Genomic DNA, 14,489 nt, shown 5'->3' on the forward strand with positions numbered 1-14,489 from the left:
CTGCTCCTGCGCGGCTTCTGCCGACTGTCGTGTGGTTTCGGTTTCCATCTGCGCGCACCGCGCTGCGGCCCGTTCCGTTCGTCCTGTGGCGCTTGCGGCCGCGTCCCGCCGCGCGTGCGGCGAGCCGTGGCCTGGGCGTTCCTGTCGTTGCCCGGGGCGTTCGCTCACCCGGCAGCCTTGCCGACGCCGTAGTAGGCATAGGAGTAGTAACCGCTGCTGCGCTTCTCCACGGCGTTGAAGATCGCTCCCCTGAGGGGAATGTTGTTCTGCTCGAAGCGTTGCCTGGCCAGCGCGATCTCGCGCGCCTGGTTGAGGCCGAAGCGCACCACCATCAAGGCAGTGCCGGCGTGGTGGCCGATAATGGCGGCGTCGGTCACCGCAAGAATGGGCGGGGTGTCGATGATCACGAGATCAAACGCCTTCCGCACGTGGTCGATCAGCGTCGAGAAACGCGAGTTCATCAGCAGTTCGGAGGGGTTCGGCGGGATCTTGCCGCGGCTGATGAAGTGCAGATTCCCGGACGAGGCGATCGGGCGAACCACCGCATCCAGGTCGGCCTGGCCCGCGATCAGCTCGGACAGGCCGGTCTCGGCCGGGCAACCCATGATCTTGTGCAGCGTGCCCATGCGCATGTCGCCGTCGATCAGCAGCACGCGCTGGCTGCCCTGCGCGACCAGCGTGGCGAGGTTGGCGGAGACGAAGGTCTTGCCGACATCCGGACTGGAACCGGTGATCATCAGCACGTTGTTCTTCGCCTCCAGGCGGGCGAAATGCAGGCTGGTGCGCAGGCTCCGCAACGCCTCGGTGGCCATGTCCGCCGGTGCATCCATGACCAGCAGGCGCTGCTTGCCGTAGCCGCGGACGCGCTTGTCGTGCAGCGCCTGTTCGCGCAGGCTGACCGGAATGGAGGCATACACGGGCAGGCCGAGATTCTCGATGACGGCGGGATCCTCGATGCCGCGGTTGAGCGCCTGGCGGATGAAGACGCACAGCAGGGCGACGAAGCCGCCGAGGAACGCGCTGCCAAGCACCACGATGGTCTTCTTCGGCCAGATCGGCTGCGTGATGTCCACTGCCGCCTTGTCGATGATCCGCACGTTGCCCACGGTGCCCGCGCGCGCGATGTCCAGCTGCTGTGCCTGGTTGAGCAGGCCAGTGTAGGTGTCGTTGCTGACCTGCACGTCACGGGTCAGCTTCAGCAATTCCTGCTGGGTATTCGGCAGGTTGCCGACCTGCCTGTCGATCGAATTCTTCTTCGCCTCCAGCTGGCCGATCTGTTGCATCAGCGCCTTGTAGGCCGGGTGCGCCGGCGTGTACTGGCGCTGCATGTCGGCCTGCTGCAGGCGCAATTGCTGGATGTTGGTCTGGATGGCGACTTCCTGGTTCAGCAAGGCCTGGGTCTGCATGCTGATGTCGACCGAATGCGCCTTGAGCTGGTAGGCATTGAGCGCCGCCGTGGCCTGTTCCAGCTGGCTGCGCACCTTGGGCAGCTGTTCGCGGACAAATTGCAGGCTGTTCGCCGCTTCCGCGGAATTGCGCTCAACGTCCTGGCGAACGTAGAGCTGGCCGACCTCTCCCAGCACCGCCGCCGCCAGCGCCGGATTGGTGTTGTCGTAGGTCATGTCGAGAATGCCGGAATCCTTGGCCTGCTCGTTGACCTTGATGGCCTTGCGCAACCGGTTGGTAACGGTCAGCCGGCGATGGCGGACGACGTGGAAGCGGGTACCCGGATTGGCGATCAGCGTCTGGACCTGCATGGTCACGCCGTGGCCACTGTCGGATTGCCCGGCCTTGCCGGTGACCAGGATATTGTCGTCCCCGTCCACCAGCACATAGCCGCCGTGCTCGCCTGCGATCAGGGTCAGCGGCTTGTCCAGCAGGCTGTCGGGCACGTCCAGCTGAAAGATATCCAGCTTCGCGCCGCCCCAGTCGTAGCCGATCATCCCGAACCAGGGAGCGGCCACCTGGCCGCGATTGTGCGACGCGTAGAGATGGGCGATGAAATTGCCGAACACAGGAAAGCGCTCGGGGCTGCTCTCGATCGTGAGCTTGAGCTTGTCGACCACCGCGCCCACCACCATGCGCGAAGTGATCAACGCAGACTGGGTGGATGCCTCGGGATCCGACGCCCCCAGTGTCTGGCTGAGCGCGCTCAAGCCAGGCAGGTCCGGGACCTTCTGTTCCACCTGTGCCGTTGAATTGGCCTGATAAACAGGCGTGGCCGCTATGGCATAGATGACGCCAAGCACGACGAAAAGCAGGGTAATGCGGGCGATAAACCACTTGTGGTCGCGAAGCGTGCCTAGCAGTTCGCCAAGGTCTATCTCATTGTCGCGTTGCAATGGGGCCAGGGTGCCGGTCATATGGATTACCGTCTCATGACGTGAAAACATGAATCACAGATAAAGCTGCCAGCTATCGACTCCTTTCACGATCATTTCGTGCACGTATTCAAAGGCACTCCTTTGCTGGCGATAAGGATCGGGAATGTCATTTCCATTCAGCCATTTGTCGAGCAGATAGACCTTGCCACGGGTTTCGGGCGCAAGCTGCATCATCGCGTCGACCTGGCTCTTTTCCATGCCAAGCACCAGGTCGGCTTCGCGCAGCATCAGCGGAGTCAGCTGGCGGGCGCGGTGCGTCGTGCCGTCAATACCGCTCTCCGCAAGCAACTGCAGGGCGGTCGCATCCATGGGCCTTCCGGCCGGCGCGCACAATCCTGCACTGCTGAAAGAAACGCGATGCGATTTCGAGCGCTGTCGAAACAGGTACTCGGCCGTGGGGCTGCGGCAGACATTACCCATGCAGACAATCAGTATCCGCTCGAACACAGCGACGTCATACTCCCGAATCCCAAATCGGCGTCGATCCCGGGATGCTAGAAATGGCGGTCATGGCCTCCTGTCACGATCAGGAAAACCCGCGGTCGGCGAGTTTCGTGGCCCTGTTTTGAGATATGGAACGCATGCCTCACAAAGAGGCTCAATGGTGATCGGCTGACAGGCGTTATACCTGCCGACTATTTCACTTGCGGCATTGCACGGAGATATCGATGTTTCGCATGCAAGCCGCGGATGGTTTGTCGATCGACTGATCGAAATGAGCCCCGATGATTGCACGTCCGGATTGCTTGTCAGTGAACAACAGCCAAATGCTCCCGTATTTGCCGCGCCTCTCGTATCAGCAGTGGACGCAACGTGAAATTTCACGGCGTGCGGTCACGGACGAAGAGATCTTGTTCAGCTCCTGTGTGTATGCATGGCACGAGCTGTCGATCGCGCGTGCATGTGGCCGTCGGCGCCGCCAACGCATGTCTGATGCCTGCGCCGGATGTGCCTCGGCGCAGCGCGGCGTGACTCGGCTACGTCGCCCGATCGCATCGCACGCTTTCGCACGTGTGCAGGACGAGGTCGATCACGACTCATCGTCGGCGCGCGCGCCTGTGTGGGTCCCGGCGTATTGTCCTCAGTTCGCCTGCAGCAAGGTCCATTGCTGGTTGGTGCCCCCGTAGCATGGATACTGGATGAGCGGGGCGCGCCGCGTGGTTGATGCATGGGCGACGTCGAGGCAGAGGCCGCTGTTCCGGTTGATCAGTTCGTTGCCGTTGCCCGCGGGTTGCAGTTGCCAATGCTGTTCGGTTCCGCCCGTGCAGCTTGCCTGGACCACGGCTACGCGAGCCGATGTCGACGCGTGCTCGGCGGCCACGCAAAGTCCGCTCAACACGTTCGTGACTGTCCACGAGCCGTCGGCGTTCGGCGCAAGCATCCATTTCTGGTTGTCGTGGCCGGTCCTGGGGTACTGGATCAGCTGCGTGTCGCTGGTGGTGGAGCTTTCCGGATCGTCCATGACCAGGCCGGAATTGACGCTGCTGAGCCAATACGCCAGGCCGATGGGCGGATTGACTGTGAAGTTGATGGAGGTGTTGTGGCTGAGCGCGCCGGCGATACCGGTCACGGTGACGGCAGCGCTGCCGATGGCCGCGGTCGGCGCCGCTGACAGGGTGAGCGTGGAGCTGGCGCTGCCATCGTTCGCGAGCGCCAGCCGCGCGGGAGAGAACGTTGCCGTCACGCCACTGGGCAGCCCGCTGATGGACAGGTCGACCGTCGCGTCGAAGCCATTGAAGCTGGTGGCCGTGACCGCGATGCCGGCTTGCGAGCCTTGGCTCATGCCTAGCGACGCCGGCGCTGCGGTGATGCCGAAATCGAGCGCGGCCGGGCTCCAGACATCGGTGATCGGTGTGGCGGCTGAGGCGTTGCCGAGTGCGGCGAGGCCGTACATGTCTTCCAGCGTCCGCAGCACGCTGTAGTGATCGATCGGCTCCGCATAACTCCCGGGCTCGACGTTCGCGCCGGCAAACAGGGTGACGATGCGGTTCGCCAGGCTGGGATCGTCGTCTTCGTCCCAGGTCAGGATCAACAGGCTGTTGTGGGTCTTCGCCCAGGTGACATAGTTGCCGATGGGCGTGCTCAGCCAGCTGTCGCCGATCGCGACGGGGCAGTCGTGCATGTCGTCGCACAGGTTGGGGATCACGAACGACACCGTCGGCAACTGGGTGAAGTCGCCAGGGAACAAGGTGAAGGGCAGGTTCGTCGAAGGAGAAAGGTCGCTGAAGTTCACCCACGGGTCGTGTCGCCGCGCATAGCCCGAGGTCCCGTACGCGCAGCCGGTGTATCCGACTGAGGGCATCGTTTCCGAGTAGCTGGCGAAGCCGTAGCCTGCGGCGATCAGCTGATGGCCGAGGTTGTCCGTGTTGAACGTGTGCGGACAGCTGTCGTCCGTGACGCCCTGGGTGGAGCCGGAAAACAGGGCCAGGTAGTTCGGCTGGCTCGGGTGGGCCACCGCGTGGGACTGCGTGAAGTACGCGCCGGCGGAGAGAAGCGAGTTGATGTAGGGCGCGTCCGTGGTATTGCCCACGATGCTGTCGACGCTGGCGTTCTCCATGACGACGACCACGACATGGTCATAGCGGGGGATCACGCCGCTGCTCGCCGCTGCTGCCGACAGCGAGCCGAATTTCCCCTTGTTGTTCGGTGCCTTGGCGACGGCCTGCACGGGTGAGCGGGCCGTCCCGTGTGAGCTGGTCGTTTCCTGTTGCCCGATCGGTCTTGCCGCGGATCGGCTGGGGTAGCAGGCGGTGCCGGTGGCGACGATGGCGAACAACGCGCTGAGCAGGGACTGTGCCAGGCGGCATGCTTTCATGGTCGTGGCCTTCTCGTGACTGGGCGAGTGGGAGCGCTCCAGCCTGTCCGTTGGTTCGAGGGCTGCCATGCTGTGCGACCGGGCCTGGGGGTATCGCGGCTCGTGGCGCATCGAAAGCTGGGTCGGCATGTATGTGCCGGGCGGACCCGGGAGGGATATCCGGATCGGATCGCCGTCCCGCCCAAGTATGCGGCTGCGGAGCGGCCTGGCAGAGAGCGGATGCGTCAAACTGTGACACAAACGGGAAGGAACGATGAAGGCCGGCATGCGCGGTTCGCCGCGCATGCAATCGCAGGCCTGCGATGGCTGCCGCAGGCCTGCCTCAGGTCCCGGCATGGCTGGCCGGTGCGGTTGCGAAAGGCACGGCTGAACTTGCGGCTGGGTTCATTCGCCCGTAACAGGCCCCGACGCATGCTGGGCGCTCCAACCAACGCGGGAGGTCGTCATGGGAATCCTGGATACCCTAGGTGAAGTCGCTGGTGCCGTGGCCGCGGTCGAAGGTGCCGAGAAGCTCGATCCGAATGCGGGCCTGTTGACCAAGGGCCTCGCGGCGGTCGCCGGCTTCAAGGGCGCGGAGGCGCTGGAATCGGCGCTGGGCAAAAAGAGGGAGGACGAGGCGAAGACCAACGGCGCGGATGCCGCGCCGGCCGACGACGGCCAGTCCTGAGTCTCGCCGTCGCCGCGCACAAGGGCCGCCCACCGGGCGGCCCTTGTTGCTTGCGAGCCGTCGCGGTACGGACACGCTACGGCATGTCGGCGTCGCCGTCGCCTTCCGGTTGTTCCGGCTTTGCCGCCGCCAACGTCACCGCGGGCAGGTGCGCCGCCTGCAGCTGGCGGTCGAGCCGAGGCAGGTCGGTGCCGCGGATCGACTGCCACAGCGCCAGCGCCTTGCCCAGATTGTCGCGGTATTCGGCCAGCGCCTGTTGCTGGCCGTCGGTGGGCGCGCGGTCGGCGCCTTCCACGTCGGTGGCGATGGCGGTGAGCGCGTCGCTCATCGCGTGCAGGTTCGCGGCATACTCGCCGCTGCCGCTGACCAGCGGCTTGGTCTTGGCATCCAGCGCGTCGACGGCATCGAGCAGAGGCTTGCGCGCGGCGTCGCCGGCCAGCTTCGCGTGCAGGACTCCCAGCTGCTTGCGCAGCGACTGCACCTCGCCATAGCGGCTCCAGACCTGACGCAAGGTGTCGCCGATGCGGCCCGAGAAGGCGAGGCCGGCGGCAAGGTCGGCGGTGGCCACGTGTTCGCGCGGATCCATCGTCACGGTGAGCGGGGCACGGTAATCCTTGCCGTCCGCATGCAGCACCACCTGGTAGTTGCCGGGCAGCACCAGCGGCCCCTCCGGGGTGAGCGGAGTGTCGCTGTCCCAGGTGGCGGCGATGCTGTAGCCGTATTCGATGGCGCGCGGGCGCGGATAGCGCAGGTCCCACACGAAGCGGTGCATACCGGCGGCGGTCGAGAGCCGCTGCGGCGAGCCCAGCCAGCCCTTGTCGAAGTAGCGATCCGCATCGCGTTGCTCAGGTTTCTCGTCGCTGGCGTAGCGGCGCACCAGCTGGCCCTTGTCGTCGTAGATGCTGAGCGTGATCGGGCCGTGCGTGGCGTGTGCGAGGCGGTAGTCGATGATCGCGCCAGTGGGCGGGTTGGTGCCCAGCGGCGTGCCGGGCGGCAACGGCGTGTCCTTGTTCTCGTTCGCGCGCACGCGGATCGCCGGCGCCGGGGCGTACAGCTGCGCGGCGGCCGTGTCGCTGGCCTGGCGCAGCGGACTCACGTCGTCGAGGATCCAGATCGCGCGGCCCTGGGTGGCGGCCACGAGGTCGTCGCCGTGCACCAGCAGGTCGCGCACCCAGGCGGTGGGCAGGTTGCGCTGCAGCGAGGACCAGTGCGCACCGTCGTCGCTGGAGACGTATACGCCGCGGTCGGTGCCGGCGTAGAGCAGGCCGGCCTTCTGCGGGTCGGCGCGCACCACGTCGACGAAGTCGTGCGCAGGCAGGCCGGCGGCGATGCTCGTCCAGTGCGCGCCGTAGTCGCTGGTGCGCCAGGCATGCGGCGTGTCGTCGTCCTGGCGGCGGTTGTCCACCGCGATGTAGGCAGTGCCGGGCCGCAATGCGGAGACATCGATGGAGCTGACCTTGCCCCACATCGGCAGACCCTTGGGCGTGACGTTGTGCCAGCTCTTGCCGCCGTCGCGGGTGAGCTGCACCAGTCCGTCGTCGGTGCCGATCCAGATCTCGTCGTTGTCGCGCGGCGAGGGCGCGATGGTGAAGATCACGCCGTAGCCGCAGTCGCGCGCCTGCTCGGACGTGGGCTTGCCCTTGCAGTTTTGTGCGCCAGTCGTCTTGCCGTTGAGCTCGGGACTGATCACGCTCCAGTGCTGGCCCTGGTCGGTGCTGCGGAACAGCACCTGCGCGCCCATGTACAGCGCGTAGGGCGGCTTGGCCGAGAACGCGATCGGGGTGATCCAGGTGTAGTGGTACTTGAAGTCGGTGGCGCGCTGGCCGTAGCTGCTCACCGGCCACGGCGCGACGTTCTGCACCACGCCGGTGCTGCGGTTCCAGCGCGACACGCGGCCGCCGAGGCCGGAACCGAACACGATGCCAGGGTCGCCCGGGTAGGGCAGGTCGTAGTCGCGTTCGTCGCCGCCCACCGGATTCCAGTCGCGGAAGGAGATCGAGCCGTAGTCGCTGCGGCTGGCGATGCCCACGGTGCCGGAATCCTGCTGGCCGGCGTAGATCCAGTACGGGAACTGGTTGTCCGCCCCCAGGTGGTAGAGCTGGGCGGTGGGCTGGTTGTACCAGCTGCTCCAGCTCTTGCCGCCGTTGACGGTGACCACCGCGCCCTGGTCGCTGGCGGTGATCATGCGCTGCGTGTCGGTCGGGTCGATCCACAGGTAGTGGTAGTCGTCGCCGCCGGGCGCACCCTTGAACACATGCCAGGTCTTGCCGCCGTCGTCGGAGCGGCGGATCGACTGGCCGGCCGAGTACACGCGGTCCGGATCGGTGGGATCAACGGTGATGCGGCTGAAGTAGTCGTTCGGCAGCCAGCCGGCGTGGCTCTGCGCCTGCCACGTCGCACCGCCGTCGTCGGAGCGGTAGAGCCCGCTCTGGTCCGGATGCGTCGCATCGTTCACCACGGCGTAGACGCGACCTCCGCGCGCGGTGGCGAGTCCGATGCGCGCGAGCTCGCCGGTGGGCCAGCCATGGCCGGCGAGGCGCTGCCAGGTCACGCCGCCGTCGGTGGACTTGTACAGGCCGCTGCCCGGTCCGGCGTTGGGCTGGTAATAGGACAGCCATGGCCAGTTGCGCACCTGCCACGCCGCCGCGTAGACCACGTTCGGATGGGCCGGGTCGGCGGCCATGTCCACTACGCCGGTGTTCTCGTCCACGAACAGCGTCTGCTTCCAGGTCTTGCCGCCGTCGGTGGAGCGGAACACGCCGCGCTCGTGGTTGGGCCCGAAGTAGTGGCCCAGCGCGCCGACCAGCACGGTATCCGAGTGTTGCGGGTCAACCAGGATCCTGCCGATGTGTTTGCTGTCGTCGAGGCCCAGGTGCTTCCAGGTCTTGCCGGCGTCGTCCGAGCGGTACACGCCATTGCCCGCGGCGACGTCATAGCGCGCGGCGACCTGGCCACTGCCGGCGTAGATCACGTCCGGGTTCGACGGCGCCACGGCGAGTGCACCGATCGGGGCGGCCGGCACATGGTCCATCAGCGGTTGCCAGGTACGGCCCGCGTCGATGGTCTTCCACACGCCGCCGCCCGCGGTGCCGATGTAGAACGTGTCCGGCTGCGAAGGGACGCCTTCAGCCATGGTGGCCCAGCCGCCGCGGAACGGCCCCACCAGCCGCCATTCCAGCGCGCCGGCCGCCTCCGCCGCCGGCGGTGGCGTGCCGGCTGCCGCGAACGAGGGAACGGCAGGCGACAGCAGGCAGGCGAACACGAGCAGCGGACCCACGGCACGACGCAGCGACATGGCAAGACCCCGATGGAAGGCAGGCGCCGAAGATAACGCCGGCGCGGCGCGATTGCAGGTGCCAGGGGGCATGTGCCGCGCGCGTGAAATCTTGCGTCGCGCGAGGCGGTCAGCTCAGCCGGCTGCCGCGTGTTGCGCGCAGGTCGCGGCACGCGTGCGCAGGAGTTCCCGTTCGCGTGCGTTGCGGGTGAGCGCCGCGGCCCGCTCGAACTCCGCCCTGGCTTCGTCGTGGCGTGCGAGCTTTTCCAGCAGGTCCCCCCGTACGGCGGGCAACAGGTGGTAGCTCGCCAGCACCGGTTCGTCGCGCAATGCATCGACCATGGCGAGGCCGTCGGCCGGTCCGCTGGCCATCGCCACCGCCACCGCGCGATTGAGTTCCACCACCGGTGAAGGTGCGACGGCGGCGAGCATGCCGTACAGGGCGGCGATGCGCGGCCAGTCGGTCTGCTCCGCGGCGAGGGCACGGGCGTGGCAGGCAGCGATCGCGGCCTGCAAGGTGTAAGGCTCCGATTCACCGCCCAGCTGGCGTGCGCGTTCCAGCGCCGCGAGGCCGCGCTGGATCAGCAGCCGGTCCCAGCGCGCGCGGTTCTGTTCCAGCAGCCGGATCGGCTCGCCGTCCGGGCCGCTGCGCGCGGGTGTGCGCGAGGCCTGCAGCTCCATCAGCGCGAGCAGGCCGAGCACCGGCGCCTGCCGCGGCATCAGTCCGGCGAGGATGCGGCCCAGCCGCAGCGCTTCCTCGCACAGTGCCGGGCGCATCCAATCGTCGCCGGCGGTGGCGGTGTAGCCCTCGTTGAAGACCAGGTAGATCACGCCCAGCACGGCGTCCAGCCGCTCGGCCAGTTCCTCGCCGCGCGGCACCTCGAACGGCACCTGTTTCTCGGCCAGCGTGCGCTTGGCGCGCACGATGCGCTGGGCGACGGTCGGTTCCGGCTGCAGGAAGGCGCGGGCGATCTCGACGGTGCTGAGTCCGCCGAGCAGGCGCAGGGTGAGCGCCACCCGCGATTCGGCGGGCAGGGCGGGATGGCAGGCGGTGAAGATCAGCCGCAGCAGATCGTCGCCGATGTCGTCGTCAAGCATGGCGTCGAAACGTGGCATGGCATCGGCTTGCTCGGCCTCCAGCTCGCGGGCGATTTCCTCGTGCTTGCGCTCCATCAGCTGGTGGCGGCGCAGGCGGTCGATCGCGCGGTGCTTGGCCGTGGTCATCAGCCAGGCGCCGGGGTTGTCCGGCACGCCGGTCTGCGGCCACTGCTCCAGCGCGGTCACCAGCGCGTCCTGCGCCAGTTCCTCGGCCAGGCCCACGTCGCGCAGCATGCGCGCCAGCCCGGCGATGATCCTTGCCGATTCGATCCGCCAGATGGCCTCGATGCTGCGATGGGTGTCGGTCGCCGTCATGGCGACCGATCAGACCATCATCGATCCGTGGCGGCAAGGGGAGCGGCCAGGGGCGGCTGTTCACGGAGTTTGTCCCGGCGCCGGCCTAGCCGGTCTTCAGGGACCCGGTGGCCTTGTAGGTACTGAGGATGACCCCCGACGGCAGGGCTTTCGTGCCGACGAGATCGAACGAGCGTGGCGGGGTGCCGTTCGCGAAGAAGCGCTTTCCCGTGCCCAGCAACACCGGATAGACGACCAGCAGCATTTCGTCCGCAAGCCCGTGTTCGAGCAGCGCCGAGGTCAGTGTGGAACTGCCCCAGAGGACCAGGTTCGGGCCGTCCTGCGACTTGATGCGGCGCACGTCCGTGGCGAGGTCCGGACCAAGGCCCTCGAACGGCCCCCACGCAAGGCTTTCCGGCCGGTGGGTGACGACGTGCTTGGTTGCCGCGTTGAGGGCGGCCGCCATCGGACTGCTGGGCGCCGTTGGCCAGAAGCCCGACCACAGGTCGTAGGTTCGACGGCCGAGCAGCAGGTCGAAGCGGCCGCCGTGCGCGGCGAAGAGTTCATCCCGGCCCGCGGGTGTCCGATAGGGCATGGTCCAGTCGGCATAGGGGAAGCCGTCCTCGCCGGAGGCCTGGATCACGCCGTCCAGCGAGGTGTGCTCCATGATCGTGAGCTTTCTCATTTCAGTCTCCGTGTTCCGGGAAAGGGCGGCGTCATGGCGCGGGCTGGCAGTTGACCATCCACGGCACGCCATAGCGGTCCACCAGCATGCCGAAGCGCGCGGACCAGAATGTCTCGCCAATCGGCATCTGCACCGTGCCGCCCTCGACCAGCGCCTGGAAGACGCGCTCGGCCTCGGCCGGCGTGTCGACCTGGATCGCGACCGAGCAGCTCTTGATCGGCTCGTAGGGACCCATCGACGCCATCGCGTCCGAACCCATCAGGACCTGGTCGCCGACTTCCAGCCGGATGTGCATCACCTTATCGCGCATTGCGGGCGGCATCGGCATATCCGGCGGGGCCTCGCCATAGCGCGAGAGCCGGGTGACCTTGCCATCGAGGCAGCGGGCGTAGAAATCGAAGGCTTCTTCGGCGTTGCCGTCGAGGAGAAGGTAGGCGACCAGTTGCATGGCGTGTCTCCGCATATCTGCTGGGGCAAGAAATCAATGGTGGTTGTCGATCTGCGCGCGCAGGCGCTCCTCCCTCTCGCGCAGTTCAGGGGTGAGCGTGTCGCCGAAGTCCTCGGCCTCGTACAGCGGGCGGATCTCCACCTCGGTACCGCCATCGAACGGCGCGCGCTTCAGCCACTCGACCGCCTCTGCCAGCGACTTCACCTGCCACAGCCAGAAGCCCGCCACCAGTTCCTTACTCTCGGCGAACGGGCCGTCAGTCACGGTGCGCTGCCTGCCGTCGAAGCGAACGCGCGCGCCGTGGGAGCTGGGCTTCAGCCCGTCGCCGGCCAGCATCACGCCGGCCTTCACCAGTTCCTCGTTGTACTTGCCCATCGCCTCGAACAGTGCGGTGTCCGGCAGCACGCCGGCTTCGGTGTCCCGGTCCGCCTTCACGATCACCATGCAGCGCATCGTCGTCTCTCCGGTGAATCGAGCTTGCCCCATTTGGCGCTCTCACAGGCACGACGAACGGCGGCCCGCGGAATCGACACCGGCCGCGCTACTCTTGCCGCCAACCGCGGCCGGTCGCCCCGGGGCCATCGCAGCCACGGTGTTGCTCCGCCTACGGCGATCTTCCCCGTGCTCAAAGCTTCAGCTGCACGCCGGTGTACCATGAGCGCCCGTAGGCGGGTTCCAGACCGGTCTGCCACACGCGGTCGTAGTAGCGGCGGTCGGCAAGATTGCTGATGCCGGCCAGCAGCTTCAGGTGCCGGTTGAGCTGCCAGTCGCCGGCCAGGTCGAGCACCGTGTAGGCGGGGATGCGCGCGGGCAGGTAGCTGGCGCCGCTGCCCAGCGACTGATCGGAATCCTGCCAGTACTGCGCCGCCGACGAGACCGCGGTGAGGCTTAGCTTCACCCGCTGCTCCACGCGCCAGGTGATACCCGTTTTGGCGAGGTAGCGCGGCGCGTAGGCCGGCACCTTGCCAACCTGGCCGGGGATCGCGCTGGCGGTGAACCTCGCGTCGAGCAGGCTCACGCTGGCGAATGCTTCCAGGTGTTCGCCGCGTGCGGCTAGCGCGGTTGGCGCAAGGAAGTCGTAGTCGAGCTGGCCTTCGAACCCGCGGCTGCGCGTGTCGCCGGTGTTCACCTCGATCACGTCGGTGGCGTTGATGTGCCGCGCCTCGATGCGGTTCCTGAAGTCGATCCAGAACAGACTGGCGTCGTAGTAGAGGCCGGTGGCGGGCACGCCGTGCACGCCGGCCTCCCACGACAGCGATTTCGACGGATCGGGCGCATGGCCGGGCACGATGTTGGCGAACGGCGAGGCCATGTCGAAATAGCGCAACGGCCGCCAACCCTGCGACACGTTGAAATAGGTTTCGTTGCCATGACCGAAATCGTTGCCGATGCCGAGCCCGAACAGCGGCACGGTACGTGCGTCGGCCTCGTGGATCAGCGGACGGTTGAGGAAGGGCGGTCGCACCGTCTCGTCCACCGCCACGCGCTCGCGTTCCAGCCGCACCGAGGGCACGACGTGGATCTCGTGCGGCAGGCGGAACACGTTCTCGGCGAACACTGCGGTGTAGTCCGAACTGCGCGCCTGGCGCAGGCGCGGCGTGCCGCTGCGGTCGAACCGGCCGACGTAGAGGTCGGAGCTGCTCCACTGGCGGAACGGGTCGTTGCCGTGGAACAGCACCGTGCCCGCGGTGAACGCGTTGCCGTGTCCCCAGGCCTTGCGCACACGCAGATCCAGTCCCCGGGTATGGAACTGCTCGTCCTGCAGCGTGGTGCTGGTGGGTGGCGGTTGCGGTGCCAGCGCACCACTCGCCGCGCGGCTGGCCAGATCCTGGTACGCGAACCACAGCTTGCCGGTGAACCGCCAGCCGTCGCCGAACTCCCGCGTATGGCCCAGCACCAGCTGGTCACGATCCACCCAGTCGCGGTTCCAGGGTGTGGGCGTGGTGCGCGGGTCTGCCCGCCATTGCGGATAGCTCAGCCGGCCTGGGTCGCCGGAATCGGCGGCGATCGCGTGCAGGTCCAGCCACCAGACGTTCTTGTCGCCGGGGCGGTATTCCAGATAGAAGTCGCCCTGGCGCGTCTGCGATTGCGCGTTCGGCCGCGTGCCGTCACTGCGCACGTAGGCCGCGTCGGCGCGGAACGTCCACCCACCGCCGCTGCCTTCGACGCTGTTGTAGGTCGAGTAGAGGCCATGGTTGCCCACCACCTGTGTGGTTCTGGCCGAGAACGGCGCGCCGGGCCTTGGGCGTTTCGTGACTAGGTTGATCACGGGTGCGGGCTCCGGTCCGTACAGCAGGCTGGAGCCGCCGCGTATCAGTTGCACCTCGGCAAGACTTTGCGCCAGCGGCATCGCGTACAGCGTGGGAAAACCGATCCAGTCGCTTTCCAGCGGGATGCCGTCCTGCATCACCAGCACGTACTCAGATTCCTGCGGATTGCCGAGGCCGCGGTAGCTCAGGTTGAACTGGGTGGGTGTGGGTTGCTGCGAGACCAGCACGCCCGGCGAGCGCGCCAGCAGTTGCTCGAGGTTGTTGCCGATCACGGTGGGTTGCAGGTCGAGATGGGTGACCGTGGTCTTTTTCGTCACGGTGATCTTCGTGCCGGCCACTTCCGCCATCTGGTGCTCAAGCTTGGCCGCCACGTAGCGCCGCCAGTCGTAGCCGTGCACGTCGATGCGCGGCAGGTTGGTGACGGACTGCGGCGTGGGAGTGGCGTGGTCCGGTGTCGTGTCGGCCTGTCGCGCGGCAGCCGCGAAAGCGGGCAGTGCGAGGGCGCAGGCAAGGGCGAAGGGCAGGGCGGCGCGACGCGGCATCGAGGATTTGCC

General features: G+C 67.1%; 10 protein-coding genes. 1 reads left to right on the top strand and 9 read right to left on the bottom strand.

Annotated features, from left to right (window positions below; translation table 11 throughout):
* Positions 1-164: 164 nt before the first annotated feature.
* From AC2EWF_RS04390 to AC2EWF_RS04400, 3 genes are all read right to left on the bottom strand, one after another.
* Positions 165-2,363 carry a polysaccharide biosynthesis tyrosine autokinase gene (locus tag AC2EWF_RS04390; RefSeq protein ID WP_483638118.1) on the bottom strand — a complete coding sequence of 733 codons (2,199 nt, stop codon included), beginning with the start codon at positions 2,361-2,363 and terminating at the stop codon, positions 165-167.
* 33 nt (positions 2,364-2,396) lie between these two features.
* Positions 2,397-2,831: a low molecular weight protein-tyrosine-phosphatase gene (locus tag AC2EWF_RS04395; protein WP_483638119.1), complete on the bottom strand. Its 435-nt coding sequence runs from the start codon at positions 2,829-2,831 to the stop codon at positions 2,397-2,399.
* 634 nt (positions 2,832-3,465) lie between these two features.
* On the bottom strand, positions 3,466-5,328 hold the full coding sequence (locus AC2EWF_RS04400) for an alkaline phosphatase family protein (protein ID WP_483638120.1): 1,863 nt from the start codon (positions 5,326-5,328) through the stop codon (positions 3,466-3,468).
* A 316-nt stretch (positions 5,329-5,644) separates the two neighbouring features.
* Between AC2EWF_RS04400 and AC2EWF_RS04405 the strand changes: the two genes are divergently transcribed.
* Positions 5,645-5,866, top strand: coding sequence for a hypothetical protein (locus AC2EWF_RS04405; RefSeq protein ID WP_483638121.1), 222 nt, complete (start codon positions 5,645-5,647; stop codon positions 5,864-5,866).
* Between the two features lie 76 nt (positions 5,867-5,942).
* Here the strand turns inward: AC2EWF_RS04405 and AC2EWF_RS04410 are convergent, their stop codons facing one another.
* The 6 genes from AC2EWF_RS04410 to AC2EWF_RS04435 all read right to left on the bottom strand — a co-directional run bounded on the left by AC2EWF_RS04410 (position 5,943) and on the right by AC2EWF_RS04435 (position 14,477).
* The gene (locus AC2EWF_RS04410; protein WP_483638122.1) at positions 5,943-9,161 is read right to left on the bottom strand and encodes a WD40/YVTN/BNR-like repeat-containing protein; all 3,219 of its coding nucleotides are present in this window, start codon (positions 9,159-9,161) and stop codon (positions 5,943-5,945) included.
* A gap of 114 nt (positions 9,162-9,275) precedes the next feature.
* Entirely contained in the window at positions 9,276-10,553 is a 1,278-nt protein-coding gene (locus tag AC2EWF_RS04415) for an RNA polymerase sigma factor (RefSeq protein ID WP_483638123.1), read from the bottom strand.
* A gap of 85 nt (positions 10,554-10,638) precedes the next feature.
* On the bottom strand, positions 10,639-11,217 hold the full coding sequence (locus AC2EWF_RS04420) for a dihydrofolate reductase family protein (protein WP_483638124.1): 579 nt from the start codon (positions 11,215-11,217) through the stop codon (positions 10,639-10,641).
* Positions 11,218-11,248: 31 nt separating this feature from the next.
* Positions 11,249-11,665, bottom strand: a complete 417-nt coding sequence (locus AC2EWF_RS04425) for a VOC family protein (protein ID WP_483638125.1) — start codon at positions 11,663-11,665, stop codon at positions 11,249-11,251.
* A gap of 33 nt (positions 11,666-11,698) precedes the next feature.
* Complete coding sequence (locus tag AC2EWF_RS04430; protein WP_483638126.1) at positions 11,699-12,118, bottom strand: YciI family protein; 420 nt, start codon at positions 12,116-12,118, stop codon at positions 11,699-11,701.
* 172 nt (positions 12,119-12,290) lie between these two features.
* Positions 12,291-14,477, bottom strand: a complete 2,187-nt coding sequence (locus AC2EWF_RS04435) for a TonB-dependent receptor family protein (protein ID WP_483638127.1) — start codon at positions 14,475-14,477, stop codon at positions 12,291-12,293.
* Positions 14,478-14,489 lie beyond the last annotated feature (12 nt).

The sequence above is a fragment of the Rhodanobacter sp. sgz306013 genome (genome assembly GCF_057031145.1).